This window comes from Rhizobium sp. S163, from assembly GCF_030380805.1.
Taxonomy (GTDB): Bacteria; Pseudomonadota; Alphaproteobacteria; order Rhizobiales; family Rhizobiaceae; genus Rhizobium.
This window is the reverse complement of sequence record NZ_JAUDSA010000003.1, coordinates 1,145,930-1,171,314: the sequence shown is the minus strand read 5'-3', so window position 1 is coordinate 1,171,314 and position 25,385 is coordinate 1,145,930. Positions and strand designations below refer to the sequence as shown.

Here is a 25,385-nt window from a genome sequence, read left to right as displayed (position 1 = left end):
CATCCGGGCCGATAACGGAGTGAAGCAATGGTAACGATCATCAGGGATGACGGAGCGGAGATTTACGAGACCAAGGGTGGCATCACAGTCACGCGGCAGCGCCGGGCGATCCCTTATGCCGACGCGGTCTCCTCCTATATCGACAAGCTCGACGAGCGCCGCGGGGCTGTATTCTCGTCGAACTACGAATATCCGGGCCGCTACACGCGCTGGGATACGGCCGTGGTCGATCCGCCGCTCGGCATTTCCTGCAACGGCCGCAAGGTCTGGATCGACGCCTATAACGAGCGCGGCGAGGTCATTCTCGGCTTCGTCACCGAGCGGCTGAAGACGATCTCAGAGCTGGAACTTGGTGAGGCGACCAAGCGACGGCTGGATCTCACCGTGAAGGCGCCGGACCGGGCGTTTACGGAAGAAGAGCGCTCGAAGATCCCGACTGTTTTCACCGTGCTGCGCGCCGTTACCGATCTCTTCTATTCTAAGGCCGATGCCAGCCTCGGGCTCTATGGCGCGTTCGGCTACGATCTCGCCTTCCAGTTCGACGCCATCAACCTGAAGCTGACACGGCCCTCCGACCAGCGCGACATGGTGCTTTATCTCCCTGATGAGATCCTCGTCGTCGACAATTATTCCGCCAAGGCCTGGATCGACCGCTACGATTTCGAAAAGGGCGGGCTGACCACCGAGGGCAAGGCCGGCGACATCCCGGCCGAGCCGTTCCAGCGCACCGACACGATCCCGCCGAAGAGCGATCACCGCCCCGGCGAATATTCCGAGCTGGTGACCAAGGCGAAAGAGAGCTTCCGCAAGGGCGACCTGTTCGAGGTCGTGCCCGGGCAGAAGTTCATGGAGCGCTGCGACAGCAAGCCGTCGGACATTTCCAAGCGGCTGAAGGCGATCAATCCGTCGCCCTATTCCTTCTTCATCAATCTCGGAAACCAGGAATATTTGGTCGGCGCTTCGCCGGAGATGTTCGTGCGCGTCTCCGGCCGCCGCATCGAGACTTGCCCGATCTCAGGCACGATCAAGCGTGGCGACGATCCGATCGCCGATAGCGAGCAGATCCTGAAGCTCCTGAACTCGAAGAAGGATGAGTCCGAGCTCACCATGTGCTCGGACGTCGACCGCAACGACAAATCGCGCGTCTGCGAGCCGGGTTCGGTCAAGGTCATCGGCCGCCGGCAGATCGAGATGTATTCGCGTCTCATCCACACGGTCGATCATATCGAGGGACGTCTGCGCGACGACATGGACGCTTTCGACGGCTTCCTCAGCCACGCCTGGGCGGTCACCGTCACCGGCGCGCCGAAGCTCTGGGCCATGCGCTTCATCGAAAGCCATGAGAAGAGCCCGCGCGCCTGGTATGGCGGGGCGATCGGCATGGTCGGGTTCAATGGCGACATGAATACGGGGCTCACGCTGCGCACCGTGCGCATCAAGGACGGGATCGCCGAAGTCCGGGCAGGGGCGACCTTGCTCAACGATTCCATCCCAGAGGAAGAAGAAGCCGAAACCGAACTGAAGGCCTCCGCCATGCTCTCCGCCATCCGCGATGCCAAGGCCGGCAATACGGCCAAGGCCAGCCGCGACGTCGCCACTGTGGGCAAGGGCGTCAAGATCCTGCTCGTCGACCACGAAGACAGCTTCGTGCATACGCTGGCCAATTACTTCCGCCAGACGGGGGCCGAGGTCTCGACCGTGCGCTCGCCGGTGCCGGAAGAAATCTTCGACCGGCTCGATCCCGATCTCGTCGTGCTTTCGCCCGGTCCTGGCAACCCCAAGGATTTCGATTGCAAGGCGACGATCAAGAAGGCGCGCGCCCGCAACCTGCCGATCTTCGGCGTCTGCCTGGGGCTGCAGGCGATCGCCGAGGCCTATGGCGGCGAGCTGCGTCATCTGGCGCTTCCCATGCACGGCAAGCCGTCGCGCATCCGCGTGCTGGAGCCGGGCCTGGTGTTTTCAGGCCTCGGCAAGGAAGTCACCGTCGGCCGCTACCACTCGATCTTCGCCGACCCCTCGACCCTGCCGCGCGATTTCATCATCACGGCGGAGAGCGAGGATGGCACGATCATGGGCATCGAGCACGCCAACGAACCGATCGCGGCCGTGCAGTTCCATCCGGAATCGATCATGACGCTCGGCGGTGACGCCGGCATGCGGATGATCGAGAATGTGGTGGCGCATTTGTCGCGCAAGGCGAAGACGAAGGCGGCTTGAGGTCGGCTTCGACGAGCGGATAGGGGCCGCCATATTTATTTAAGAGGTTGGCGGGTGTGATACCCCCCTCTGCCCTGCCGGGCATCTCCCCCACAAGGGGGGAGATCGACTCGTTGCGGCGTCATCGCCAAAACGTTGAGGTAGGAGCGGGCGGCCGCGCCCAGCCAATCTCCCCACTTGTGGGGGAGATGGCCGGCAGGCCAGAGGGGGTAATCCTGGCACCAACGCCAGCGACATCCTTAGCCCAGCGCTCTTCACCCCCGCCGCTGCACAATCTTCACATTCATCCGGCTGCGCAGCCTGAAACCCAGCTGCTCGTAGAGCGCGATCGCCCCCGTATTGCTCGCATAGGCGTGCAGAAACACCTCTTCACTGCGCGCCGTGATCTCGCCGGCGACGAAGCGGAAGAGGAGGGTGCCGAGGCCGCGTTTTTGGAAATCGGGGTGGGTGCAGAGGCCACTCAATTCGGAGAGGCCGGGATGGCGCATGCGCTGGCCGGCCATGGCCGCCAGGCGGCCGTCGATCTTGACGCCCCAGAAAGTGCCGAGGCGCTGGGCGCCGAGGGTGAAGGGGCCGGGTTTGGTCAGCAGCGCCAGCGCCAGCATCTCTTCGGCATCATCAGGTGTCAGCGGCTCGATGCTCATGTCGTCGATGCGTTCGTAAGGACGGTCGCCGATCATCTGTACGAGCGTGCTTTCGATGAGCACGTCGTGATCTTCCGGGACTGTGATCGGGCCGGCCTCGACCAGCGCCATGATCTCGCCGGGCGCGGAAAGGGCCGCCAGCGCCCTCAAGCTTTCGGGCGTGTCGTCGCGTGGGGCGGCGAAGGGAACGATTGACGTCGGGTAGCGCATCGCGAGCGGACCGCCTTCGGCGAGATCGGCATGCACGGTCAGAAGCGCGTTCCAGGCGGGACGGTCGAGGCTGTGGGTCACTGGTGGTTCTCCCTAGTCGCGTTGCGGGCGTATCCGGGACGCAGGCCGCTCCGATGCACTTTCACTCAATTTAGAGCCGTTTGCCGATCAACGCCACGATGTCGATCGTTTCAATTTCCGCTCTTTGGGGTCTACTGGGACGGGGCGCAGCTCGGTTTGCTAGGGCTGTGGGTGTGATGCCCCCCTCTGCCCTGCCGGGCATCTCCCCCACAGGTGGGGAGATTGGCTGGGGGCAACCGCTCGCTCCCCGCTCATTGTTCAGGGATGCCGCCGCAACGAGTCGATCTCCCCCCTTGTGGGGGAGATGCCCGGCAGGGCAGAGGGGGGTAACGCAGCCTCGACCCATGCTTTCATCCAACCATACCATTGACATCCGCCCCCAAATCAGAACGTTTCAGGAACGATCAATCGGGAATCCTGCGCGTGTCCACTGGTGAAAAGTTTATCGTGATCCCCTACCGCAGCAATCGCGGCAAGCTGGTGCCCGGCGAGATGCGGCAGGCGTCGAACCCGATCAGCGCGGAGAAGATCGCGTCCGCCATGGCGGAGCGTTTCGCGGGTGTGGCGGCCTACGCGATCACGGTCGACGAAGAGACCGGCGACATGCTCTCGCCACGGCTCTTGGCGCAGTTCGGCGAGATCGCCGATCTCAATCCTTAAGCGTTACGATGGAGACCTCGCTCTATCTGCCGGTGAAGGCCTTTCTGGAGGCGGCGGGGTATGTCGTGAAGGGGGAGGTCGCGAGCTGCGATGTCGTGGGCTTGAGCGAAAGCGAGCCGCCGGTCGTGGTCGTCTGCGAATTGAAGATGTCGTTCAATCTCGAGCTTATCCTGCAGGCGGTCGACCGGGCGGCGATGGCCGATGAAGTCTGGATCGCTGCAAGGGTCTCGGCCAAGGGCCGGGGGCGGGAGGCGGACAGGCGGTATCGCGATCTTTGCCGGAGGATGGGGATCGGCATGCTCGGGATATCCGATACCGGCGAGGTCAGCATCATCGTCAGCTCCGTATCGCCGATGCCGAGGACGAACCCGAAGCGGCGCACGAGGCTGGTGAGAGAACACCGGAAGAGACAGGGCGATCCGGCGCTCGGCGGCGCCACGCGCTCGCCGATCATGACTGCCTACCGGCAGCAGGCCTTGATCTGCGCCTCGGCGCTGCAACAGGGGCTGGTGCGGCCGCGTGACATGAAACAATGGGCGCCGCAGGCGGGACGGATCCTGCTCGACAATGTCTATGGATGGTTCGAGCGGCAGGGGAAGGGCGTCTATGCGCTGAACGAGGCGGGCGAGGCGGCTTTGATGCGGTGGCCGCAGACGGTGGTGTTTGGTGATGCGGGTGTGGGTCAGGAGTAGTGGGGATAAGCCTACTGCAAGCATCCGGACCGGTTTTGGTAGCAACGTCTCTCCGTGTGCCCCCTCACCCTACCCTCTCCCCGAGGGGAGAGGGGAAGAGACCGCAGAGGGTGCCGCTTTCCCCTTCTCCCCGGCGGGGAGAAGGTGCCCAAAGGGTTCAGGTGCAACAAGTTGTACCGGGGATGAGGGGGCTCCGGATGCTGAGTTAGCTGCATCCAAGGGTCACTTGCGCACGAAGGCGCGAACCTCAGTGCGCGATTACATATCTGCGTTGCACAATAAGCAGTACGCGTTTGCCTGAAACAGGAGCATAAAGCGCGCAGTGCCGCACGTAAGGATATTTGTCATGGATTGGTTTCCCATAGTCTTCGTGATTTTCAAGGTTCTCGCGTTGGGCACGGGAATGTATTTCGCCATCAAGTGGCATTACGATCAGGTGGACAAGATCGAGAGAGGCTCGGTACTGCTCGCGGGCGGCAAGATCGCGGGAGCCTTCGTGCTGGCGCTGTTGGGTGTCGGGGCCGTCGCCTTCGTCATGAGCAGCATGCTTGGGTTGGACCTCGGTCTCTGATAGTCGCACCGTCGCCGTCGCCGTCGGTGGCCTTCATTGCGGTCTTTGTCCGCCGACGAAGCCCGTCGTGAAGCCTGCTGTGATTGAGGTGCGTCGGGAATTCTCGTGAAAAGTTCGCCCGGGCGACTTAGGCGCAAACCTAGCTAGGACTTTCCCGACATCAGAGAGAGCGCGGCACCGGGAGCCCTTTGGTGCGCCAGCCATTGCACCGGCGTCACGCCGACTTCGATGCGGAATGCCGTGCGTAGTGCATGGGCATCGGGGAAGCCGCTGCGCACGGCGACGTCGTCCAGCCCGCGTACGCCGGCCACCAACAGCTCCTTCGCCCGTGCCACGCGAACGCGCCTTATCCATTCGCCGAGACTACCTCCGGTCCGTGCCCTGATATGGCGCGTCAGGCTTCGGCGGCTCATGTTCGAGCGCTTGGCCAGTTCATCCAGCGAAGGCGGCGCGATGGGATCGGCGCGCAGGACTTCTAAAAGTTCGGTCACTCGCCGATCGGCAGTCGATCCGATCGCCGGTCGCTCGATCAGTTGCGGTTGTCCGCCCGCGCGCTGAGGGGCGACGACGAGATGGCGAGCGATCCGGTTTGCTTCACCAATCCCGCAAATCCGGCCAAGCAGATGCAGGCAGCAATCCAGCCCCGAAGCGACACCGGCGGACGTCAGGACGCGGCCTTCGTCCACGAACAGCGCGGCCGCATCGACCGTTACACGCGGATAGCGGGCCGCGAAGGTCTCCGCGTGTGCCCAATGGGTCGTTGCGCGCCGCCGATCCAGCAGTCCGGCCTCGGCAAGGCCGAAGGCGCCCAGGCACAAGCCCACGACGACGGATCCTCGAGCATCGGCCGCTTTCAGCTTGGCAACGATATCGGGCGATACGGGCTCGTCCACGCTCCGCCAACCCGGTAAAATGACGATATCGGCGTCATCGACCGCATCCAGCCGATGGGCGGCCTCGATGATCATGCCGCCGCTCGTGTTCAGCCGGAACTGATCCGAGCACACCTGAACCTGATGCCCACCCGCAAGGAGCTGCTCGCCAAACACGGCCAGCGGCGTGGACAGCATGAAAGGGCTGATATGGTCGTAAGCGATAATGGCGATGCGCATTGGCCCGATTTACACGATAAAAGGCAATCAGGCCACTCAACGGCGACGAAATCGGATGTCATCACTGTGAGCGAAACATCAAATGGAGCCTCCCGATGACCCGCACCCTTCTCGTGATCGACGTTCAGAACGACTATTTTCCCGGCGGCGCGCTGCCGCTCTGGGAGGCCGAAGAAACAGAGAAGCGGGTCGTCGAGGCGATCCGGCAAGCACGCGCAAGGGGTGACGGGATTGTTCTCGTTCGGCACGTTTCGACAGCGCCGACGGGCCTGTTTGCCGCCAACGGTGATGGTGTTGCAATCCGCCCGGCTGTTCTGACTGCGGCTGGCGATGCTCCGGTGGTGACGAAGCAGTATGCAGACGCATTTCAGGAGACGAGCCTCGCAGATCATTTGAGGGGAACGACGGAATTGCTGGTCTGCGGGATGATGACGCAGAACTGCGTGGTGTTTACGGCATTGTCACGCGCTGCGGAGAACTTCCAGATCAAGGTGATCGACGATCTTTGCACCGCTCCTCTGGAGGTCGTCCATCTGATCGCCTTGAGTGCCTTGCGGTCCAAGACGCAGGTGATCCATTCTTCCGAGGTTTGAGACGCGGCAAATACCGCCCGTCGACCTCCTGCCGCCACTTCCACTTTGACAAATCGCCATTTCTGGCCCATATCCTCCGCAACAGCCGCCTGCGCGATTTTCGCGCGGGCGGTTTTGCGTTTGAATGGCGTTGTTTCTGCAATTCGTTCGCATCCGCACCGGTATTGGACATCTAAGAAGGCAGAGGGACAGAGATGAGCGAACAGGGAAACCTTACGGTTCGGAAGCTGGCATTCTGGGGCATTCCGATGTCGCTTGGCGTCATGGGCCTGAAGATGGTGGCATGGTGGGTCACGGGGTCGGTGGCGCTCTTGTCCGACGGGCTGGAATCGACAGTCAACGTCGTTGCCGCCTTTATCGCTTTCTTCGTGATCCGCTACGCGCAGAAGCCGGCGGATCATGACCATCCTTTCGGGCACCACAAGGCGGAGTATCTCTCGGCGGTCACCGAGGGCGTGCTGATCGTTGTCGCAGCACTTCTGATCGTCAACGAGGCGGTGGGGCATCTCGCCGATCCCCGTATGCTCGAGGCGCCGGTGCTGGGTCTCGCCATCAACTTCGCGGCCGGCGTGATCAACGCCATCTGGGCGCGGCTTCTGATCACGACCGGGCGCAAGTATCGCTCGGCGGCGCTGACGGCGGATGGCCAGCATATCATGTCTGACGTCGTCACCTCCGTCGGCGTGCTGATCGGCCTGCTTTTGGCGATCGCCACCGGCTATGCGATCTTCGACCCCATCCTCGCCATTCTGGTCGCGATCAACATCCTCTATCAGGGCTGGAAGGTGATCTCGCATTCGATTGGCGGGCTGATGGACCAGGCGGTTGAGCCGCAGGAAGAAGAAGCGATCAAGGCTGCGATCGCCACGCATGCGACGGGTTCGCTGGGCGTGCATGATCTGAAGACGCGTCGCGCCGGCGCCGTCACTTTCATCGATTTCCATCTTGTCGTGCCGGCTGCAATGTCTGTAAGGCAGGCGCACGATATCTGCGATCGCCTTGAGGATGCCATCCGCGCCGTGCATCCGGGCTCCAGCATCGCCATTCACGTCGAGCCGGAGGGCGAAAAGGCCCACGGCATCCGCGTCAAAGTCATCAAGGAGGCTTGAATGCCCAATACAGACGTCTCCAGCCTGTCCATGCTGGGAAAACAGACCGAAGCGCCGACCTCGCCCGAGACGGCGGTGCTGGAAAAGGTGCCCGCCAGCAATGCCGGCACCGATTACGTGGTGCGCTTCACCGCGCCCGAATTTACCTCGCTCTGCCCGATGACCGGGCAGCCGGATTTCGCCCATATCGTCATCGATTACATCCCGAACGAATGGCTGGTGGAATCCAAGGCGCTAAAGCTCTTCCTGCACTCCTTCCGCAACCACGGCGCCTTTCATGAGGATTGCTCGATCTATATCGCCAAGCGCATCGTCGATCTGCTCGATCCGAAGTGGCTGAGGATCGGCGCCTACTGGTATCCGCGCGGCGGCATCCCGATCGACGTGTTCTGGCAGACCGGCAAGCCGCCCGAGGGCGTGTGGCTGCCCGACCAGGGCGTCGCGACCTATCGTGGTCGTGGCTAAGCTTAGTCAGCTTACTTGGCGGGATCGGCGGGGAAACTCGCCCTTTCCATGCGCAGCGGGCGCCGCTCGCTTCGGAGCCAGCCACGGACGAGGTTGCGGGCCTTGATCGCCTCCAGCTTCATCCTGAGCAGGTTCTTGCGCAGCTTGCTCGGCGTGAAGGCGCGGTCGATCGACTTGCGGATGAAAGCCGCCTTGTCGGCGCTGCCGTCGAGAAACTGCATCTGGATGACGGGGGCGGGCTCGATCTGGTAGGCCTTCAGCCAGGCGCGGTGCCACATATAGGCGTCGAGCAGGCCGTAGGTTTCGGTATCCTTCAACATGCGCGCGGCGGCACCGGGGCCGATGACATAGCCGGCCGTGCCGACGCGGTTCTGGAACACGCGCCGGGCGCTATAAGTCCCGTCGGTCCAGAGCGGATGTTTCGCGACGATATGATCGCGGGGCGCGAATTCGAGATCATAGGCGATATCGTCGCCATCGGCGCGCGCCTCGATGCCGGCAAGGGCGTCGGCGAAGCTCTCCGACAGCACGGCGTCGTCTTCCAGGATCAGCATCCGCTCACCGCTATCGATGATCCTGCGCCAGGCGATGCGGTGCGAGGTGAAGCAGGCGACATCTTCGCGCAACGTCGGGCTCGGCCAGCTGTCGGCGGCCTTCTGACATTCCTCGGGTGTGAGGTCGCGGGCCTCGAAGGCATCCAGAAACTCGAAATCGAGGCCCAGCGCCTGCATCTGCCGCGTCTGAAAGCGACGCCTTGTTTCCTCGGCCTTGCGGCTGATGATGAGGGTTTTCAATGCTCTGTCGTCCGCTCTGCGTTTCGTGATGTCAATGATCGCGGCGGACCATATCGATGCCAGGGAGGCTTATCAATCGGTCGCGGGGCGCATGCACCGAAAGCTTGCATAAGGCTGCGTTGCGACAACGACGCCACGGTCAAGTTAGGATTGTATAGATCGCCTCGTTCATTCGTAGGAGCCTCATCCTATCGGGGTAATTGCAGTCCTGAGTTTCATATCTAGTGTGGCGAAGGACAATTTCAGCGAGTGGGCAATTGCGAGCGGCGGTGCCCACTGTCAGCCACACGCTTTCACATATTGGGTGTTCGGATGCTTCGAAATCTTATTTTCGGATGTGCCGCATTGCTTGCGGTTTTTGTCTCCGGCGGCATGAGTGCCAAGCACGAGATGTTTCCCTGGCCCCAGCTTTCGGCGCTGAAACACCAGTTTACCGCGCCGGAGGCGGCGGCGCCCAGCCGCTACACGTTCGATGACAAGAAACGTCTGATCGGAGACGAGACGAAGATGGCGGTGTCGTGCCCGGTTCAGAGCGACCGCACCGCCGTTCTCCTGGTTCTCGGACAATCGAATGCTGCCAATGATGGCGGCCAGCGGCACAGGTCGCAGTATGGTGAGCGGGTGATCAACGAATTTGACGGCCATTGCTTCACTGCCGCATCGCCGCTTCTCGGCTCGACGGACACCAAGGGCGAGTACTGGACGGACATTGGCAATTCGCTGATCGCATCCGGGCGCTACGACAATGTCATCATCGCGCCGGTCGCTTACTCAGGCTCCGAGGTGGCGCGCTGGGCCGAAGGTGGCGATCTCAACCCCGTTCTCGCCGAAAGCACGAAGAAGCTTCACGACGCCGGCTATCGCGTGACCAACGTGCTTTGGGTGCAGGGCGAGGCCGATTTCGTTCTTGGCACGAGCTCCGAGATCTACGAACAGCGCTTCCTGTCGATGGTCGGAACGCTGCGCGGATTGGGGGTTGCAGCTCCCGTTTATATCTCGGTGGCGACCAAGTGCCTCGAACCCGCCAATGGCGGTTTCAAACAGCACACCGAAGACAATCCGGTATTGCGGGCGCAGCTTGCCTTGCCGAAGAGCGGCAACGGCATCGTACAGGGCGTGAACTCGGACGCGCTGCTCAATGGCGACGACCGTTACGATGATTGCCATATCGGCGGTTCGGGCGCGGAGAAGGTTGCGGCTGCATGGCGCGATCTGCTGCTCGCCGGTCCGCAGTTGCAGGCTTCATCGCAATAAGGGCGCGCAAGGCGCTGGCTTGGTGGGGGCCGCTTCAGCGCGGCCCCGATGGCGTTCGCGGCGGTCGTCAGACGTTGAAGCTGTCGTCGTTGCCGAAGTCGGACTGATCGTCGAAATTGTCGTCGTCGTTATCGTAATCGGCCTGCTGCAGGCCGCTGTCGTTGTTATCGTTGTTATCGGCGACGTTGTTGTCAGCGACCGTGCGGGTGTTGTCGGCCTGCTGGCTGCCGCCGTCATTGTTGTAATAGTTGTTGATGACGGTTTCTTCCGTCGGCGCGCTTGATGGCGTTGCGCCCGAGCCGAGGCCGAGCGAAGACATGTGGTTCCCGCTGAAGATGCCGCTCAGCGAATTGGCAAGCAGCATGCCGCCGGCCACACCGGCCGCGGTGCCGAGCGCGCCCTGCAGGAAGCTGCCGCCGGCAGATGGGGCAGACGCCTGCTGGCTCCAGGGGCCAGAGGGTTGCTGCTGCATGCGCGGGGCGGTGTCGAAGCCCTGGTTTTCACGGATCTGCTGGCGCGGGGCGCTGCCCCATGGGCCGCTGGGTGCGGCGTCCGAAGGTGTCGGCTGCGCCCGCTGCTGCGGCGGCTGGCTGCTGCCGAAGATGGAGGAAAGGAAGCCGCCGCCTTGTTCGGCCTTGTGGGTGTCGCTCTGGTTCGCCTCGAGCTGGCGGACGCGCTCTTCCAGCTCCTTGATGTGACTGGCGGCGGCCTCAAGGCCCTTCTCCTGCACGATCACGGCTTGCGCCAGATAATAGGCCGCGTATGGCTGTTCGCGGGTGCTCTGGTCGACCAGCTGTTCGGCGTCGCGGTCGCGCGGCGTTGCGGCTGCGGTGCGGACACGCTCGAAAAGGGCGGTCAGGAGTTGGCGTTCTTCGGGTGACATCGGCTGTCTCCTTTGGCGCTGGGCTCGCATATGGTCTCAAGTGGATCGCTTGAGAAGGACGTAGGAACGGATTGAGACTTTTCAAAGCCTCCACAAGTTACATTTCAGTAAGCCAACGACCCCTAACCATATCTTCACCCGTTCCGTGGCTTGTCTTTTTCACGCATTGTTTTACGCATTGAGTCGCACTATGTGCGGGGAACCCGAATTTACGTGAGAGAGGTTCGAATGAACGACGAAGACCAGGACGACAAGACGAAGGAACTGCCGCTCGGCAAGGAAACGGAGGCGAACCTTTTCAAGTCGCGTTCCATCTTCATCTATGGACCGATCAACCAGGAACTGGCGCAGAAGGTCTGCTCGCAGCTCGTGGCGCTTGCCGCGGCCAGCGACGAAGACATCCGCATCTACGTCAATTCGCCCGGCGGCCACGTCGAATCCGGCGATTCGATCCACGACATGATCAAGTTCATCAAGCCGAAGGTCTGGATGATTGGAACCGGCTGGGTCGCCTCGGCCGGCGCGCTGATCTACGTCGCCGCGCCCAAGGAGCAGCGCCTTTGCCTGCCCAACACCCGCTTCCTGCTGCACCAACCCTCGGGCGGCACGCGCGGCATGGCGTCCGACATCGAGATCCAGGCACGCGAGATCATCAAGATGAACGAGCGCCTGAACAAGATCATGGCTGACGCCACCGGCCAGTCTTACGAAAAGATCGCCGCCGACACCGACCGCGACTACTGGCTGTCGGCTGAGGAAGCCAAGGCCTACGGCCTGGTATCGCGCATCGTGACGTCGCAGAGCGATATCTGATCGGATTGAGATAGAAGCGCCCTCGGCTGCCGGATGATGGCGGGCGAGGGCGCTTTTTTGTGCGCATATCTTCCCCTCATCCCGGCCTTGTGCCGGGATCCAGCTACGGCGCGTTTGCGCCGCGAAAGAGCTGGTTAAAGCCAGGCGCCGAAAAAGAGTCTTCTCGCCGCGCGGACGCGCGTCGGCTGGATTCCCGCCACAAGGGCGAGAATGAGGGAGGTGGGGGGAGGCAACCGGCCCATCTGGCCTTGCGCCCCCGTTTGCGATACGGCTGCATGACGCCATTCTTCGCTCCGAGTCCCCCGCATGCTTAAAGACTTCTCCGTCCAGGCCCTGTTCATGGGCGTTCTCACCGCTTTCGTCGGTTTCGCCAGTTCGTTCGCCGTCGTGCTGCACGGGTTGCAGGCCGTTGGCGCCACGGAGGCGCAGGCGGCTTCGGGGTTGATGGCGTTGTCGGTCTCGCTCGGGATTTGCGCGATCGTGCTCAGCGTAACATCCAGACTGCCGATCAGTATGGCGTGGTCGACACCAGGGGGCGCGCTTCTGGCTGCGACCGGTGTGGTCGAGGGCGGGTTCAATGCGGCCGTTGGGGCCTTCATCATCTGCGCGTTGCTGATCGTGATCGCCGGGCTGTTTAAGCCGCTCGGGCGCGCGGTGGCGGCCATTCCGGCGCCGCTGGCCAATGCGATGCTGGCGGGCGTGCTGATCGGGCTCTGCTTCGCGCCGGTCAAGGCTGTCGGGTTCGATCCGCTGCTCGGGCTGCCGATCGTGCTTGCCTGGATTGTCGTCGGTGCCTTCAAGCGGCTGTGGGCTGTGCCGGCCGCGCTGGCGGCCTTCGTGCTGGTCGTGGTTTTCGGCGTCGATGTGCCCGTGGGCGCGCTTGATACCGTCAAGCGCTCGCTGGTGCCGACGGTCGAATTCGTCATGCCCGTGTTCAACGTGCCGGCCTTCGTGTCAATCGCTTTGCCGCTCTTCATCGTCACCATGGCCTCGCAGAATATTCCAGGCATCGCGGTCATGAAGGTCAACGGCTATGAGACCAAGCCCGGGTCGCTCTTTGCCTCGACCGGTTTCTTCTCGCTTCTGTCTGCGCCGTTCGGTGGCCATGCCGTCAATCTTGCGGCGATCACGGCGGCCATGTGCGCCGGGCCGGATGCGCATCCGGATCCGAAGCGACGCTACTGGGCCGTCATCGTCTGCGGTGTCTGCTATCTCATCCTCGGGCCGCTTGCGGGAGCCGTCACCGCATCCGTCGCACTGGCGCCGCCGATCCTGATCCAGGCGGTGGCGGGGCTGGCGCTGGTCGGCGCCTTCTCGGGCTCCGCCATGGCCGCCTTCCAGGCGCCCGATACGCGGGAAGCGGCTGCGATCACATTCCTGGTGACGGCATCCGGTGTCTCCTTCGGCGGCATTTCCGGAGCCTTCTGGGGGCTGCTGGCCGGCGGGCTGATGATGGCGTTGCAGCGATTTGTGCAGATGAGGAAAAAATAATCGAGCACTTGCCAGTTTTTCGCGCGGCGGCTATACAGGCCGGCATGAAGAGCACGGGCATCATGATTTCTGAGCAGATTGCACGCGGGCGTATCGCCCTGCGCGACAATACGCGCGCCCTGACCTCGCTTCTTCTCCTCGGCCTTACGCGCGGTTGCCGGGTCCGTTGAGGAGCGCCCGGCGGCCCAAAGCCCGCCGGCCATAGCTCCTCTTCACATATCCCAAAAATCGATCAACCGGACGCTTTGCGCCGGATTCGTCATCGCCAACAGGCAGGCCATGCGCTATGACGCGGCCAGATGACGGGAATAGGAAGAGAAGACATGGACACGAAGACCCGCTCCCACGGCATGCCTGACGCGGCGATGAAGTATCGCGCTTATCCGCAGGTCAACATCCCCGATCGCACATGGCCGACCAAGACGCTGACCAAGGCGCCGATCTGGTGTTCCGTGGACCTGCGCGACGGCAACCAGGCTCTGGTCGACCCGATGGGCCACGACCGCAAGGCGCGGATGTTCCAGCTGCTGCTCGACATGGGTTTTAAGGAAATCGAGATCGGATTCCCGTCGGCCTCGCAGACCGATTTCGACTTCGCGCGCTGGTGTGTCGAACAGGGCAATGTGCCCGACGACGTATCGCTGCAGGTGCTGGTGCAGTGCCGCCCCGAGCTGATCACGCGCACCTTTGAAGCCCTGGAAGGCGCCAACAAGCCGATCGTGCATTTCTACAACTCGACCAGCGAACTGCAGCGCCGCGTGGTTTTCGCCAAGGACGTCAACGGCATCAAGCAGATCGCGGTCGACGCGGCGAAGATGATTTCCGACATGGCGGCCAAGGCCGGCGGCGGCTATCGTTTCGAATACTCGCCGGAGAGCTTCACCGGCACCGAGCTGGAAGTTGCGCTGGAGATCTGCAACGCTGTCATCGGCGAAATGAAGCCGACGCCCGACAACAAGCTGATCATCAACCTGCCGTCCACCGTCGAAATGGCGACGCCGAACGTCTATGCCGACCAGATCGAGTGGATGTGCCGCAATCTCGACAATCGCGAAAATCTGATCATCTCGCTGCACCCGCATAACGACCGCGGCACCGGCATCGCCGCCGCCGAGCTGGCGTTGCTGGCGGGCGCCGATCGTGTCGAGGGCACGCTGTTTGGCAATGGCGAGCGCACCGGCAATGTCGACGTCGTGACGATGGCGCTCAACATGTTCACGCAGGGCGTTGATCCGGAGATCGACTGCTCGGATATCGTGCGCATGAAGGACGTGTTCGAATATTCCAACCAGATGCCGATCGGCGAGCGCCATCCTTACGTCGGCGAACTGGTCTATACGGCGTTTTCCGGCTCGCACCAGGACGCGATCAACAAGGGCATGAAGGCGATCAAGGTGGCCAATCACCCTGTCTGGGAAGTGCCGTATCTGCCGATCGATCCGCAGGACGTCGGCCGCTCTTACGAGGCGATCATCCGCATCAACTCGCAGTCGGGCAAGGGCGGCATCGCCTATATCCTGCAGCAGGATTACGGCCTGAACCTGCCGCGCAACCTGCAGGTGGAATATCGCGAGGAGATCCAGCGGATCACCGACGAAGAAGGCAAGGAACTGCCGTCGAAGCGGATCTACGACCACTTCATCGAGCGCTACGTGACGCAGCCGAAGGGCCGCATCAAGTTCGTAGATCACCAGACCTTCGCCGATCCCGAGCGCAAGGGCGTTCGCGTGGTTTCCGCCGAGATCACCGATAACGGCGTGACGAAGACGATCGAAGGGCGCGGCAACGGCCCGATCGACGGCTTCATCAATGCGCTCTCGGAGTATCTCGGGGTCGAGATGGCGGTGCAGGATTATTCCGAGCACTCGCTGCAGCACGGCTCGAACGCCTCGGCGATTTCCTATGTCGAGACGTCCTATCCGGGCGGCAAGCTCTTTGGCGCCGGTATCAGCACCAACATCGTCGGCGCGTCGCTGGAAGCGATCGTCTCGGCGGCGAACCGGGTGCTTGATGTGAGGGCCGGCAAGGCCTGATCGTAGGCTGGTTAGCGGGTCGCATCCCCATCATCTCCTCATCCCGGCCTTGTGCCGGGATCCAGCCGACGCGCGTCTGCGCGGCGAGAAGAGTCTTCCAACCCAAGGACTTGATCGCGCTGGATCCCTGTGACGAGCACAGGGATGAGGGTGGAGAGGTTTGCGGCGAGACACCAGGCGGCGAGCACGTTGACCGCCGCCGTTGACGACGCTTACTTCAAATCGCGGTGGCGATCTGCATGGCGAGCTGGCTGAGCGATGCCTCGGAGGAGGGGCCGATCAGCATGTAGGAGGTGCCGGCATTGTGCCAGGTGACTAGGCCGATCTCGTCGCGGATCGTTTCCTTGAAATCCTCGGCATCATCCGGCTGGTTGTCCTTGCGGAAGGCGATGGTGGCGAGGTCGCCGTCTGAGCTGGTGTAGACCAGCTGGCCGACCGGGCGGCCGTTTGCCAAGGTCACGCGGGCGCCCTGGAAGGTCCAGCCCTCGGAGACGAGATCGGGGACGCGGAAGGCGACGCCGACGGTTGTCGTGAGCCAGGTGGAGATTTCTTCCGGCTGCGTGGCCGGAACTTCGAAGATGTGGCGCGGCTGGCGGGCGAGCAGGCGCTGGTTGGCGAGCATGTCGCCCAGCCATTCCGTCGTTTCGCTCGCCTGCGCGGCATCGACGGCCTGCGCGGTCTGCGCCGCGGTGTGGCCGGTGCCGACGATATAGCCGATGCCGCAGCCGGCGACGAGAAGCACAATGCCGGCCACCAGCGCCTGCGGGCCTGACGGCGCGAATTTGAACGGCTGGCGCGACTGGCGCGGCGCGACCGGGGCCTTGGGCGGCTGCACGCTCTTGATCGAGCGCACCAGCGCCAGCGGAACCGGTTCCTTCAGGATGTCGTCGAGCCGGCGCTTGCCGAAATCGGCGCCGTTGCGCAGCTTGTCGTAGATTCGCCGCGCGCCGTCGTCGGTTGCCAGGCGCTGTTCCAGCTCGTGCTTCTGCTCGGGCGTTGTCTCGCCATCGAGAAGGGCGGTCAGCTGGGCATCGAGCGGCAGTTTCTTGAAGTCGAGCAAATCAGAACCTGTGGGAATGGTCGTCGGCGAGGCTGGCGAAGTGCAGTTTCGCCTGCGCCAGCTGCGACATGATGAGGGTGGGGGCGACGCCCATGATGTCGCCGGCCTGCTGGTAGCCATGGCCTTCGATCGATACCAGCAGGAAGGCGCTGGCGATGCCCTCGGGCATCTCCGCGATCATCCGATGGATCGCGTCGGAATCGACGATGGCGGCGCGGTCGCGCGTGGCCGTGCGGATATCGGTGACGTTGGTCTTGTTGACCGCATGCGGCTTGCGCTTGCGGTGGTCCTCGCTCCATTGCTGGCGCATCAGCGTGTAGACCCAGCTGTCGAGCCGGCCTTCGCCCTGCCATTGATTGCTCTTGGCAATCGCCCGCTGACAGCCGGCCTGTACGAGCTCGTCGGCGCCTGCCGCATCACCCGCGAGCGTCATCGCGAACCGCCGCAACCGGGGCAGAAGACCCACAAGATCGCGTCTGATGTCGATGGTCGTCACTGGTTGACGCATGGTTTTCCCAAGGTGAATGCCTGGCATCGGGAGCCGTTACGGAGCCGTGACCTAGCGCATGTGCGAATTATATCGTCTCTGTGTCCTTTATGAAACAAATCGCCGCTGCTTCGCAAGCAAAAGGCCACTTATCTCACGGGTTCCCAAAGCTTTTTTCGGGTGATCCCTCGGGCTCAATAGGTCCTGTAGCCGTGGAGCGACTGAAGGAGCGAGCGGTAGGCCCACGTGTTCTCGCCGCCGCGGTCGCGGATCTCGACCAGCTGCACGCGCGCGCCCTGCTCATCACCCTGTTCCATCAAAGCTTGGCCCATATATGACCGTGCGAGAATATAGTTACCGTCGGCCTGCAGCGCCTTGCGATAATAGGACATGCCAAGCTCCATCCGGCCGGCCTTGCGGTTGGCGTAGCCGAGGTAGTTCAGGATGCGCGGGTCGTTCTGGTTGCGGGCGAGATTGAGCACGGTGATGGCGTTGTCGTATTGGCCAGCATAGGCGAATTCGCGGGCGGCCTTGTAGAGATCATCGTCGTTGAAGGTCTGCTTGTTCGGCGTGACGCATTCCTTCTTCTTCTTGTCCCATACCTTGCCGTCGGCGCACTTGGTGGTGGTTTCGGTCTTTGGCGGCGGCTTGGTTTCGTCTGTCTCTTCGCCGGCGGCGAAGGCGGGGGCAGAGAAGGTGAGGGCGAGGCAGCCGGCGAGTGCCAGGCCTCGGAGCGGGGTCATGGATGGCATGCGACGTCTCCGAATATAAGATCGCTAATATAAGGAGTGTACGCCTAGATCGGGAAATACCAAGAGGCGATCGGTTGCGATTTATGGTTTTTCGCCCGAGTTCGCGCAGTGATTCAACTTGCCGCGAAACTGATTCCGGAAATGGCGCTAAAGCCTGAAGATATCGACGCTTTCCGGGTTGATGTCGTCGCCCGACGGGCTGAGGCTGAAGCGTTCGCCCTTGAGGCTCCAGGCGCCGGGGCCGCCATCGATGCTGAAGAGATTGTAGGCGGCGGGCGGTTTCGAGCCGCCGGGACCCTGCGAGCCCGAGGCGATGCCGACGACAGGAACCGGGCCTGTCTGGCCGCGCAGCCAGTGCACCGTGTTCAGGTGGGTGTGGCCATGCAGCACGAGTTCGGCGCCGCCGGTGGAGATGACGGCAGCGAAACGGCGGATGCCGATCATGCGCTTGTGGAAGGATGTGGCGCCACGGATCGGCGGATGGTGGATCATGACGACGCGAAACAGCCCGGCTTCGCCGGCGGCGCGCAGCATGTTCACTGTCTCGCGGGCCTGCCGCTCGCCGAAGAAGCCGCTGGCTGCGAAGGGCGGCGTTGCCACTGCCGTCGAGCAGCCGACGATCGCGACTTTTCCGCGAATGCGCAAGTAGGGGAAGATGTGCTTGTTTTCCTGCCATTCGGCAGGCGCGAGATCGCCGCGGACGTTATCGTACCAGGCGCGCATCGACTTCTCGTAGGCGCCGGGCACATAGGCGTCGTGATTGCCGGGGACGACGGAGTAGTCCTTGGGATCGCCGAGCTCGCGCAGCCAGCCGGCCGCGGCGCGGATTTCAAGGCCGCTTGCGAGATTGACGAGATCGCCTGTGATCGCCATGTGATCCGGCTGCTTTTCTCTTATATCGTCGAGCAGCAGATCCAGCGTGCCGCCGAAAAGGTGCTTGCGCCGATTGCGATGCCAGTTCACAAAGCCGGTGATACGCTTGGAAAAGAGTTCACGGAAAGAGATGTGGGGCAGCGGCCCGAGATGGACGTCTGAAATGTGCGCGAGCTTGAACATGGGTGCACACATAGCTCACGGCAGCCGTATTTCAAACACATCTCCTCGCACATCTGCTTGAACGGATTGATGGAATTGGAAGACGCGTGAAAGAAATCCGCCACTGGCAATCGCGCCTGATGATGCGCGTGGTGCATATCTACTTCGCCTTCGCGCGCGGAATGACCATGGGCGTGCGCGCCGCCTGCTTCGATGACAGGGGCTACGTGTTTTTGGTGCGGCACAGCTACGTGCCCGGCTGGCACATGCCGGGTGGCGGTATCGAGCGCAACGAGACGGCCGAGGACGCGCTCGTCAAGGAGCTGCGCGAGGAGGGCAATCTCGTGATTGTCGGACGGCCGGAGCTCGTTCAGGTCTATCTCAATACATCGGCCACGCGGCGCGACCATGTCGTGTTCTACCGCGCCAATGTCGAGCAGACGGCGCCGAGGGCGCCGGACCGTGAGATCGTCGAATGCGGTTTCTTCGCGCTCGACGCGCTGCCCGAGGGGACGACGGCGTCGACGCACCGTCGTCTTGCCGAGATCGCCGGAGAGCGGCAGCCCGACCAGGTTTGGTAGGCCGGGCGGCCTAATTAAGCGGCGGCGCGTTCGCCGCGACCGTGCGGGCGGTCGAGGTCCAGTTCCGGGCCGACGGGGACGATACCGGTCGGGTTGATCGTCTTGTGGCTGCGGTAATAGTGGTCCTTGATGTGGCGGAAGTCGACCGTCTCCTTGATCCCTGGTGTCTGGTAGAGATCGCGCAGATAGGCCGAGAGGTTCGGGTAATCGGCGATGCGGCGGATGTTGCACTTGAAGTGGCCGACATAGACAGGGTCGAAGCGCACCAGCGTGGTAAAGAGCCGCCAATCGGCCTCCGTCAGCCGGTCGCCAAAGAGATAGCGGCCCTTGCCGAGGCGGTCTTCCAGCATGTCGAGCGTTTCGAAGAGCTTGGCCACGCTTTCCGCATAGGCGTCCTGCGCGGTGGCAAAGCCTGCCTTGTAGACGCCGTTGTTGACGGTGTCGTAGATCAGCGCGTTCAGATCGTCGATCTCGGCGCTGAGGTCTTGCGGGTAGAAATCGGTGGTCGAGCCCGTCAGCGCGTCGAAGGCGCTGTTGAACATGCGGATGATCTCGGCGGATTCGTTGCTGACGATGGTGTTGGTCTTCTTGTCCCACAGGACGGGCACGGTGACGCGGCCGGAATAGTGCGGATCGGCCCTCACGTAGATGTCTGAGAGCGCCTTGGCGCCGAAGAGCGGATCGCCGGTGGTGCCGTCGCCGACCTTGAATTCCCAGCCCTTTTCCAGCATCAGCGGATCGACGACGGAGACCGAGATCAGGTCTTCCAGCCGCTTCAGCTTGCGGAAGATCAGCGTGCGGTGCGCCCAGGGACAGGCGAGGGATACGTAGAGATGATAGCGCCCGGCCTCGGCCTTGAAGCCTTCCTTGCCCGACGGACCGGTGCTGCCATCCGGCGTGATCCAGTTGCGGAACTGCGAGGCGGCGCGCTTGAAGTGACCCTTGGTCTCCTTCGTATCGTACCAGACGTCCTGCCAGACGCCGTCGACCAGCATACCCATGGTATCTACTCCTTCGATCTTTCGTTGCCCGTTAGATATCGCGCTTGGGCGGATTTTGCAGTGGGGCAAAGATTGAACAGTGCGTCACGCGCCGAATGCGCCCGGCGGTGCGATTGCTACTTGACGCTCAAAGCGGCGATCAGCGCGCGCAGCGCCGGCGGTGATTGGCGGCGGCTCGGGTGATAGAGGTGGAAGCCGGGGAAGGGCGGGCACCAGTCGTTAAGCACCTGCACCAGCGCGCCCGACGCGATCTCGTCGGCCACGTCGTGCTCCATCATATAGCCAAGCCCGACGCCGGCGCGAACGGCGGCCGCCGGAAGCTCGCCATCATTGACGATAAGCGGGCCGCTGGTGCGGATCTTGATTTCCTTGCCGTCCTTTTCGAACTCCCAGGGGAGCAGCCCGCCCGAGGTCGTCAGCCGGTAGCCGATGCAGGCGTGGCGTTCGAGATCGTAGGGCGTTTCCGGCGGCGGGATGCGGGCGAAGTAGGAAGGCGTGCCGACGACAACGGTGCGCAGTTCAGGCCCGACGCGGACCGCGATCATGTCCTTCGCCACCGTTTCGCCGAGGCGGATGCCGGCATCGAAGCCTGCGGCGACAATATCCGTCAGTCCGTCCTGGATGATCACCTCGACGTTGATATCGGGATGGGCGAGCAGGAAGGCGGGGAGCTTCGGCACCAGCACCATCCTGGCGGCATAGGCGAAGGTGGTGATGCGAACCGTGCCGGAGGGGTTGTCGCGCCATTCGGCCAGCGCGTCGAGGCCGCCTTCGATATCCGAGAGCGCCGGGTTGAGCGATTGCAGAAGCCGCTCGCCGGCCTCGGTCGGCGCCACGCTGCGGGTGGTGCGGGCAAGCAGGCGGACGCCCAGCCGCTCCTCCAGCCCGCGCATCGCGTGGCTGAGCGCCGAGGGCGACATGCCGAGGACGGCGGCTGCGCGGGTAAAGCTGCGCTCGCGGGCGACGGCGGCGAAGGCGAGGAGATCGTTGAGCGTTCCGCGTTCCATTGCTGCATTTTGCTCACAAGTTCATGCGACGGGCAACCGCTAATCCCGTGGAGTGCGTCGGCCTAAATGGTGGGTGTGAACAAGGAGCACGGATATGGACCTTACCAGCTATCGCACCCTCGGACGCTCGGGACTGATCGTCAGCCCGCTGGCGCTTGGCACCATGACCTTCGGCGCCGGGCGATGGGGCGCCAATGAGCAGACCTCGCGTGCGCTGTTCGACGCCTATGTCGATGCCGGCGGCAATTTCATCGATACGGCCGACATCTATTCGGCGGGCAAGAGCGAGGAGATGCTCGGCGCGTTTCTATCCGACAGCGGGCGGCGCGACCGGCTGGTGGTGGCGACCAAATCGGGATTTCCGCGCGGCGCGGGCACGCCGCTCTGGGGCGGCAACGGGGCGAAGAACATCCGCCTCGGCATCGAGGGCTCGCTGAAGAAGCTGCGCACCGACTATATCGACATGTACTGGATGCATGTGTGGGACCAGACGACGCCGGCCGATGAAGTTCTGCAGACGCTCTCCGACGCCGTGCGCGCCGGCAAGATCCTGCATTACGGCTTTTCCAACACGCCCGCCTGGTATGTAGCGCGGATCGCGACGCTTGCCGAGGCGCATGGGCTGCCGAAGCCGATCGGCCTGCAATATGCCTATTCGCTGATCGATCGTGGCGTCGAGCTCGACCTCATGCCCGCCGGCGCCGAATTCGGGCTTGGCATGGTGCCCTGGAGCCCGCTCGCGGCGGGGCTTTTGACCGGCAAATACGGCCGCGAGATGCTGGCCGAGGCCGGGCGCGCCACCGCCTTGCCGGACAAGACCTCGGAGACATCGGAAAGCGGCAGCAATGGCCGGCTGAACGGTGACAATCCTTTCGGCGGCATGCTGTTTACCGAGCGCAACTTCGATGTGGTCGATGTCGTGACGTCGGTCGCGGAAGAGGTCGGCCGGTCGGCAGCCGAGGTGGCGCTTGCCTGGGTGGCGCGGCGCGCCGGTGTCTCGTCGGTGCTGATCGGCGCCAGCCGGGTGGAGCAGCTGCAGCAGAACATCGCTTCGCTGGATGTTGATCTCGACGAGGCGATGCTGGAGAGGCTGGAGCAGGCAAGCGCGCTGCCGCTGCTCAACCCCTATTTCATCTTCCAGATGCCGACCAGCCGGCTGTTCGGCGGCCAGACGGTCGAGGGCTGGCCGAGGGGATGACAGCGCCCGCCCTCGGCCCTTGGTCGAGCGCAACATAGCGCAGGCTGGTCGCGATTGGCAGGTTCAAGACGCGATCAGCCATCCGTCGAGATGGTCAGGGCTTTCCACTCCTCGATCTCCTGCTGCAGCTCGCGAACGCGCTCGGAGACCAGCTTCAGGGCATCGCTGCCAAGCAGCAGTTGGGGCGGCGGTGCGTCGGCCTCGATCAAAGTGAGCACGGCTGCGGCAAGCTTGTCGGGGTCGCCCAGTTGCTTGCCGCTTTTTTCCTGCCGCGCGGTGCGGATCGGGTCGAAGATGGCGTCGTAGTCGGCGATGGACCTTTCCGTCCTGACCATGGAACGTCCGGCCCAATCGGTTCGGAATGAGCCGGGGCAAAGGGCGGTGACATGCACGCCGAAGGGCGCCATCTCGGCGCGCATCACCGCCGATATGCCCTGCAGCGCGAACTTGCTGCCGCAGTAGTAGGCGATGCCGGGCATGGTGATCATGCCGCCCATCGAGGTGACATTGACGATGAAACCCCGGCGGCGCTCGCGAAAGCGGGGGAGGAAGGCCTTGGCGACCGCGACGGCGCCAAAGACGTTGACGTCGAACTGGCGGCGCATCTCTTCGATCGGAGACTCCTCAAGCACCCCTTCATGGCCGTAGCCGGCGTTGTTGATGAGGATATCGATCGGGCCGTGATCGTCTTCGGCTTTCTCGACGACATCGGGGATGCGGTCGAAATCGGTGACGTCGCAAAGGGTGGTGATGACGCCGGGCAGCGCTTCGGCCAGGGTTTGGCGCGAGGCCTCGGAGCGGACGGTACCGATGACCTTGTGGCCCATTTTCACGGCGCGAGCAGCAATGGCGAGGCCGAAGCCGGAATTGGCGCCGGTGATGAATATGGTCTTGCGTGACATGATCAACAGGTCTCCTTGATATTGTGCGGATTGATAAATAATCTTGGAATCTGGCTGTTTCGATTGCGGATTGTCTGAGTATGTTGCCAAATCCTATCAAGATGGAGCGTGATGGCTCGGCGCGCCGCAGGCTGGTGGAACTCGCCGGGGCGCTTGCTCCCGCGCAGGGATATAATCTGACCGTGCTGCCCTCGGTGCGCTTGCTGCGGACGGAGGCGGTGCTTCACGACATCCCCGTGCTCTACAAGCCGGGGGCGGTTTTCGTGCTGCAGGGAAGCAAGCAGGGCATGCTCGAAGGGGAGGTCTATCTCTACGACGAGGATCACTATCTGGCGGTGTCGGTTCCCGTTCCCTTCCGGATGCGGTCGACCGCCAGCCCCGAGCGGCCGCTGCTTGCCGTCTATGTCGATTTCGACATGCAGATGGCGGCCGAGATCGCCATGCGGCTGGAGGCCCATGGCGAACTGGCGGACGAGAAGCCGCGCGGTTTGACGTCCAGCAGGATGTCACCCGACATCGAAGATGTGCTGCTGCGGCTTTTGACTGCGCTTCAGACACCTGCAGAAGTGGCGGTTCTCGGCGATGGGCTTATGCGGGAATTGCATTACCGGGTACTGATGGGCCCGCAAGGCGGAGCGATGATTGCCGCCCTTAAACGGCAGGGGGCGTCCGGCAAAGTGGTGCAGAGCCTGGGCTGGCTGCGGGAGAATTACGGCGCGGAGATATCGATCGCCGATCTGGCCAGGCAAGTAGGCATGAGCATTCCATCCTATCATCTTCGCTTCAAGGAACTGACCGGCAGCACCCCGATGCAGTATGTGAAGGCGATGCGGCTTCACGAGGCGCGGCTGATGATCGCCCGCCACAGCAGCACGATCGCGGAGATCGCGGTCTCGGTCGGCTATGCGAGCCCGGCGCAGTTCAGCCGCGACTTCAAGCGGCATTTCGGGCGGACCGCATCGGAGGAGGCGATGTGGGTGCGCCATCACCTCGGCGAAATCGTCTGAGTTTCATTCCGGGGCGGGGGCGGCTATCTTTTCCCATAGACGACCGATTTTTTTCCTGCTATCGGCCTTTCCACGATTTCAGGAACCCGATTTGATGTCCGCATCCAGAACCCTGCGACGACGCTGATGCTCCCGAACGCCCAAGGGCGTGTTCGAGAACCCATCATTTTGTCTATCCGGTTTCTGTCTCTTCATGCACAAGCACGATCTGGTCTACCTCACTGAGGACGCGTCGCACGACGCCGCTATCGAACACATCAACGAAGAAGCATTTGGCCCAGGCCGGCACACTCGTGCCGCCGCGCGCATTCGCGAGCAGGGGCCGCATGACCTGTCGCTCTCCTTCATCTGCGCCGATGACGGCGAGACGATCGCCTCCGTCCGGATGACACCCGTCATGGCCGGCGATGTGCCCGGCCATCTGCTGGGGCCGCTCGCCGTTCGCCCCTCGCACAAGAACCGCGGCATCGGCCGGGAACTGGTGCGGATCGCGGTGGAAGCGGCCAAGCGCAAGGGGTCCGAGGCCGTCATTCTCGTCGGCGATCCGCCCTATTACGGACCGCTCGGCTTCGAGAAGGTCGCCTATAACGCGCTGACCTTCCCGGGACCGGTCGATCCGGGCCGTGTGCTTGTTGTGCCGCTCGGCGAGGACGTGCATGGCCGGCTGAAGGGCTTAATCGGCTGGCGCAAATAGACCATCTGTTCTATTGAGCTATCTTAGGGTCGCCGGTTT

Annotated in this window: 26 protein-coding genes and 1 pseudogene; 15 read left to right on the top strand and 12 right to left on the bottom strand. The window is 63.0% G+C overall.

The genetic code is table 11. The features are described 5' to 3' along the window. Positions 1-27 precede the first annotated feature (27 nt). Entirely contained in the window at positions 28-2,217 is a 2,190-nt protein-coding gene (locus tag QTL96_RS05975) for an anthranilate synthase (protein ID WP_289727042.1), read from the top strand. A gap of 254 nt (positions 2,218-2,471) precedes the next feature. Here QTL96_RS05975 and QTL96_RS05970 read toward each other — a convergent pair whose 3' ends face one another. Together QTL96_RS05970 and QTL96_RS05965 are read right to left on the bottom strand one after the other, a co-directional pair. Continuing rightward, complete coding sequence (locus tag QTL96_RS05970; RefSeq protein ID WP_289727041.1) at positions 2,472-3,152, bottom strand: GNAT family N-acetyltransferase; 681 nt, start codon at positions 3,150-3,152, stop codon at positions 2,472-2,474. Between the two features lie 178 nt (positions 3,153-3,330). Continuing rightward, positions 3,331-3,488: pseudogene (locus QTL96_RS05965) on the bottom strand (riboflavin biosynthesis protein RibD); the annotation flags it as partial. Between the two features lie 87 nt (positions 3,489-3,575). Between QTL96_RS05965 and QTL96_RS05960 the strand changes: the two are divergent. From QTL96_RS05960 to QTL96_RS05950, 3 genes are all read left to right on the top strand, one after another. Further along, positions 3,576-3,812, top strand: coding sequence for a hypothetical protein (locus tag QTL96_RS05960; RefSeq protein ID WP_183899375.1), 237 nt, complete (start codon positions 3,576-3,578; stop codon positions 3,810-3,812). An 8-nt stretch (positions 3,813-3,820) separates the two neighbouring features. Further along, positions 3,821-4,504, top strand: a complete 684-nt coding sequence (locus QTL96_RS05955) for a DUF2161 family putative PD-(D/E)XK-type phosphodiesterase (RefSeq protein WP_289727040.1) — start codon at positions 3,821-3,823, stop codon at positions 4,502-4,504. A 346-nt stretch (positions 4,505-4,850) separates the two neighbouring features. Continuing rightward, complete coding sequence (locus QTL96_RS05950) at positions 4,851-5,075, top strand: hypothetical protein (RefSeq protein WP_112980179.1); 225 nt, start codon at positions 4,851-4,853, stop codon at positions 5,073-5,075. Between the two features lie 143 nt (positions 5,076-5,218). Here the strand turns inward: QTL96_RS05950 and QTL96_RS05945 are convergent, their stop codons facing one another. Continuing rightward, positions 5,219-6,187, bottom strand: coding sequence for a helix-turn-helix domain-containing protein (locus tag QTL96_RS05945; protein ID WP_289727039.1), 969 nt, complete (start codon positions 6,185-6,187; stop codon positions 5,219-5,221). Positions 6,188-6,282: 95 nt separating this feature from the next. On the opposite strand from QTL96_RS05945, the gene QTL96_RS05940 reads away from it, so the two are divergent. The 3 genes from QTL96_RS05940 to queF all read left to right on the top strand — a co-directional run bounded on the left by QTL96_RS05940 (position 6,283) and on the right by queF (position 8,354). After that, on the top strand, positions 6,283-6,780 hold the full coding sequence (locus QTL96_RS05940; RefSeq protein WP_289727038.1) for an isochorismatase family protein: 498 nt from the start codon (positions 6,283-6,285) through the stop codon (positions 6,778-6,780). Between the two features lie 194 nt (positions 6,781-6,974). Further along, a complete protein-coding gene (emfA, locus tag QTL96_RS05935; RefSeq protein WP_289727037.1) occupies positions 6,975-7,889 on the top strand; it encodes a CDF family cation efflux transporter EmfA in 915 nt (304 codons plus the stop codon). Next, positions 7,890-8,354 (top strand): preQ(1) synthase, encoded by a 465-nt coding sequence (queF, locus tag QTL96_RS05930; RefSeq protein ID WP_113010298.1) that lies wholly within the window; start codon positions 7,890-7,892, stop codon positions 8,352-8,354. It abuts the gene before it with no gap. An 11-nt stretch (positions 8,355-8,365) separates the two neighbouring features. Here queF and QTL96_RS05925 read toward each other — a convergent pair whose 3' ends face one another. Continuing rightward, positions 8,366-9,148: a glycosyltransferase family 25 protein gene (locus tag QTL96_RS05925; RefSeq protein ID WP_289727036.1), complete on the bottom strand. Its 783-nt coding sequence runs from the start codon at positions 9,146-9,148 to the stop codon at positions 8,366-8,368. Between the two features lie 312 nt (positions 9,149-9,460). On the opposite strand from QTL96_RS05925, the gene QTL96_RS05920 reads away from it, so the two are divergent. Next, entirely contained in the window at positions 9,461-10,402 is a 942-nt protein-coding gene (locus tag QTL96_RS05920; RefSeq protein ID WP_289727035.1) for a sialate O-acetylesterase, read from the top strand. A gap of 67 nt (positions 10,403-10,469) precedes the next feature. Here QTL96_RS05920 and QTL96_RS05915 read toward each other — a convergent pair whose 3' ends face one another. Further along, positions 10,470-11,285 carry a DUF2076 domain-containing protein gene (locus QTL96_RS05915; protein WP_289727034.1) on the bottom strand — a complete coding sequence of 272 codons (816 nt, stop codon included), beginning with the start codon at positions 11,283-11,285 and terminating at the stop codon, positions 10,470-10,472. Positions 11,286-11,513: 228 nt separating this feature from the next. On the opposite strand from QTL96_RS05915, the gene QTL96_RS05910 reads away from it, so the two are divergent. The 3 genes from QTL96_RS05910 to leuA all read left to right on the top strand — a co-directional run bounded on the left by QTL96_RS05910 (position 11,514) and on the right by leuA (position 15,622). Further along, a complete protein-coding gene (locus QTL96_RS05910; protein ID WP_018897336.1) occupies positions 11,514-12,098 on the top strand; it encodes an ATP-dependent Clp protease proteolytic subunit in 585 nt (194 codons plus the stop codon). Between the two features lie 306 nt (positions 12,099-12,404). Then, positions 12,405-13,589 carry a benzoate/H(+) symporter BenE family transporter gene (locus QTL96_RS05905; protein WP_289727033.1) on the top strand — a complete coding sequence of 395 codons (1,185 nt, stop codon included), beginning with the start codon at positions 12,405-12,407 and terminating at the stop codon, positions 13,587-13,589. Between the two features lie 323 nt (positions 13,590-13,912). Beyond that, positions 13,913-15,622 (top strand): 2-isopropylmalate synthase, encoded by a 1,710-nt coding sequence (gene leuA, locus QTL96_RS05900; RefSeq protein WP_289727032.1) that lies wholly within the window; start codon positions 13,913-13,915, stop codon positions 15,620-15,622. A gap of 217 nt (positions 15,623-15,839) precedes the next feature. Here the strand turns inward: leuA and QTL96_RS05895 are convergent, their stop codons facing one another. The 4 genes from QTL96_RS05895 to QTL96_RS05880 all read right to left on the bottom strand — a co-directional run bounded on the left by QTL96_RS05895 (position 15,840) and on the right by QTL96_RS05880 (position 18,977). After that, positions 15,840-16,682 carry an anti-sigma factor gene (locus tag QTL96_RS05895; RefSeq protein ID WP_289727031.1) on the bottom strand — a complete coding sequence of 281 codons (843 nt, stop codon included), beginning with the start codon at positions 16,680-16,682 and terminating at the stop codon, positions 15,840-15,842. A gap of 1 nt (position 16,683) precedes the next feature. Beyond that, positions 16,684-17,190, bottom strand: coding sequence for an RNA polymerase sigma factor (locus QTL96_RS05890; protein ID WP_112980169.1), 507 nt, complete (start codon positions 17,188-17,190; stop codon positions 16,684-16,686). 173 nt (positions 17,191-17,363) lie between these two features. Beyond that, entirely contained in the window at positions 17,364-17,912 is a 549-nt protein-coding gene (locus QTL96_RS05885) for a hypothetical protein (protein WP_289727183.1), read from the bottom strand. A gap of 156 nt (positions 17,913-18,068) precedes the next feature. Then, positions 18,069-18,977: a metallophosphoesterase gene (locus tag QTL96_RS05880; RefSeq protein WP_289727030.1), complete on the bottom strand. Its 909-nt coding sequence runs from the start codon at positions 18,975-18,977 to the stop codon at positions 18,069-18,071. Between the two features lie 122 nt (positions 18,978-19,099). Here QTL96_RS05880 and QTL96_RS05875 point away from each other — a divergent pair, with 122 nt between their 5' ends. Continuing rightward, positions 19,100-19,537 (top strand): NUDIX domain-containing protein, encoded by a 438-nt coding sequence (locus QTL96_RS05875; RefSeq protein ID WP_289727182.1) that lies wholly within the window; start codon positions 19,100-19,102, stop codon positions 19,535-19,537. A gap of 14 nt (positions 19,538-19,551) precedes the next feature. On the opposite strand, the gene QTL96_RS05870 is transcribed toward QTL96_RS05875, so the two are convergent. Beyond that, positions 19,552-20,538, bottom strand: coding sequence for a glutathione S-transferase family protein (locus QTL96_RS05870; RefSeq protein ID WP_289727029.1), 987 nt, complete (start codon positions 20,536-20,538; stop codon positions 19,552-19,554). 116 nt (positions 20,539-20,654) lie between these two features. Then, a complete protein-coding gene (locus tag QTL96_RS05865) occupies positions 20,655-21,545 on the bottom strand; it encodes a LysR family transcriptional regulator (RefSeq protein WP_289727028.1) in 891 nt (296 codons plus the stop codon). Between the two features lie 94 nt (positions 21,546-21,639). Between QTL96_RS05865 and QTL96_RS05860 the strand changes: the two genes are divergently transcribed. Beyond that, positions 21,640-22,743, top strand: coding sequence for an aldo/keto reductase (locus tag QTL96_RS05860; RefSeq protein WP_289727027.1), 1,104 nt, complete (start codon positions 21,640-21,642; stop codon positions 22,741-22,743). A gap of 74 nt (positions 22,744-22,817) precedes the next feature. Here the strand turns inward: QTL96_RS05860 and QTL96_RS05855 are convergent, their stop codons facing one another. Continuing rightward, positions 22,818-23,645, bottom strand: a complete 828-nt coding sequence (locus tag QTL96_RS05855; protein WP_289727026.1) for an oxidoreductase — start codon at positions 23,643-23,645, stop codon at positions 22,818-22,820. A gap of 80 nt (positions 23,646-23,725) precedes the next feature. On the opposite strand from QTL96_RS05855, the gene QTL96_RS05850 reads away from it, so the two are divergent. Both QTL96_RS05850 and QTL96_RS05845 read left to right on the top strand, forming a co-directional pair. Further along, positions 23,726-24,652: an AraC family transcriptional regulator gene (locus tag QTL96_RS05850; protein WP_289727025.1), complete on the top strand. Its 927-nt coding sequence runs from the start codon at positions 23,726-23,728 to the stop codon at positions 24,650-24,652. Positions 24,653-24,845: 193 nt separating this feature from the next. Continuing rightward, positions 24,846-25,346, top strand: a complete 501-nt coding sequence (locus QTL96_RS05845; protein WP_113010285.1) for an N-acetyltransferase — start codon at positions 24,846-24,848, stop codon at positions 25,344-25,346. Positions 25,347-25,385: the final 39 nt, after the last annotated feature.

Bases quoted from the DNA above. Each gene is read 5' to 3' on its own strand.
- emfA (WP_289727037.1), top strand. From the start codon at position 6,975: ATGAGCGAACAGGGAAACCTTACGGTTCGGAAGCTGGCATTCTGGGGC.
- QTL96_RS05955 (WP_289727040.1), top strand. From the start codon at position 3,821: ATGGAGACCTCGCTCTATCTGCCGGTGAAGGCCTTTCTGGAGGCGGCG.
- QTL96_RS05890 (WP_112980169.1), bottom strand. From the start codon at position 17,190: ATGCGTCAACCAGTGACGACCATCGACATCAGACGCGATCTTGTGGGT.
- QTL96_RS05865 (WP_289727028.1), bottom strand. From the start codon at position 21,545: ATGGAACGCGGAACGCTCAACGATCTCCTCGCCTTCGCCGCCGTCGCC.
- QTL96_RS05855 (WP_289727026.1), bottom strand. From the start codon at position 23,645: ATGTCACGCAAGACCATATTCATCACCGGCGCCAATTCCGGCTTCGGC.
- QTL96_RS05870 (WP_289727029.1), bottom strand. From the start codon at position 20,538: ATGGGTATGCTGGTCGACGGCGTCTGGCAGGACGTCTGGTACGATACG.
- QTL96_RS05920 (WP_289727035.1), top strand. From the start codon at position 9,461: ATGCTTCGAAATCTTATTTTCGGATGTGCCGCATTGCTTGCGGTTTTT.
- QTL96_RS05975 (WP_289727042.1), top strand. From the start codon at position 28: ATGGTAACGATCATCAGGGATGACGGAGCGGAGATTTACGAGACCAAG.
- QTL96_RS05885 (WP_289727183.1), bottom strand. From the start codon at position 17,912: ATGACCCCGCTCCGAGGCCTGGCACTCGCCGGCTGCCTCGCCCTCACC.
- QTL96_RS05910 (WP_018897336.1), top strand. From the start codon at position 11,514: ATGAACGACGAAGACCAGGACGACAAGACGAAGGAACTGCCGCTCGGC.
- QTL96_RS05860 (WP_289727027.1), top strand. From the start codon at position 21,640: ATGGACCTTACCAGCTATCGCACCCTCGGACGCTCGGGACTGATCGTC.
- QTL96_RS05875 (WP_289727182.1), top strand. From the start codon at position 19,100: ATGCGCGTGGTGCATATCTACTTCGCCTTCGCGCGCGGAATGACCATG.
- QTL96_RS05880 (WP_289727030.1), bottom strand. From the start codon at position 18,977: ATGTTCAAGCTCGCGCACATTTCAGACGTCCATCTCGGGCCGCTGCCC.
- QTL96_RS05915 (WP_289727034.1), bottom strand. From the start codon at position 11,285: ATGTCACCCGAAGAACGCCAACTCCTGACCGCCCTTTTCGAGCGTGTC.
- QTL96_RS05950 (WP_112980179.1), top strand. From the start codon at position 4,851: ATGGATTGGTTTCCCATAGTCTTCGTGATTTTCAAGGTTCTCGCGTTG.
- leuA (WP_289727032.1), top strand. From the start codon at position 13,913: ATGGACACGAAGACCCGCTCCCACGGCATGCCTGACGCGGCGATGAAG.
- QTL96_RS05905 (WP_289727033.1), top strand. From the start codon at position 12,405: ATGCTTAAAGACTTCTCCGTCCAGGCCCTGTTCATGGGCGTTCTCACC.
- queF (WP_113010298.1), top strand. From the start codon at position 7,890: ATGCCCAATACAGACGTCTCCAGCCTGTCCATGCTGGGAAAACAGACC.
- QTL96_RS05845 (WP_113010285.1), top strand. From the start codon at position 24,846: ATGCACAAGCACGATCTGGTCTACCTCACTGAGGACGCGTCGCACGAC.
- QTL96_RS05940 (WP_289727038.1), top strand. From the start codon at position 6,283: ATGACCCGCACCCTTCTCGTGATCGACGTTCAGAACGACTATTTTCCC.
- QTL96_RS05850 (WP_289727025.1), top strand. From the start codon at position 23,726: ATGTTGCCAAATCCTATCAAGATGGAGCGTGATGGCTCGGCGCGCCGC.
- QTL96_RS05945 (WP_289727039.1), bottom strand. From the start codon at position 6,187: ATGCGCATCGCCATTATCGCTTACGACCATATCAGCCCTTTCATGCTG.